The organism is Nitratireductor alexandrii, from assembly GCF_004000215.1.
Lineage (GTDB): Bacteria > Pseudomonadota > Alphaproteobacteria > Rhizobiales > Rhizobiaceae > Mangrovimarina > Mangrovimarina alexandrii.
On sequence record NZ_RBVY01000040.1, the window covers coordinates 1 to 320 of the forward strand.

At 66.6% G+C, this 320-nt stretch carries 1 protein-coding gene; it reads left to right on the forward strand.

From position 1 onward, the window contains the following. Nucleotides 1-47 precede the first annotated feature (47 nt). Nucleotides 48-320 (forward strand): DUF2019 domain-containing protein (locus EP380_RS23425; RefSeq protein ID WP_164749977.1); only part of this gene is annotated, 273 nt, incomplete at its 3' end.

The following is a 320-nucleotide window of genomic DNA, read 5'->3' on the forward strand; positions in this document are numbered from 1 at the left end:
ACTTGGCTATGACCCGGACAATCTCTGACAAGCCGACTGGCGCGCTCGTGGCCGCCCTGGTCGAATACGAGGAGCAGCGGCGGCTCGCGATCCGCCGCGAGGACACGCCGGCCGCAAACCGGCTCTACGACAAGACGGTCCCCATCCTGAAAGAACTGGTGCTGAGAGAGCCCGAGGGCCGCGACGCGCTGGAGGCCCTGCTTCAGCATTCCTCGGCCTTCGTTCGCCTGTCGGCGGCGGCAAAGGTGCTCGGCTGGGCTCCGGACAAGGCAATCCCGGTTCTGGGGCGGCTTTACACCGAGGACCTCAAACCCGCCTAC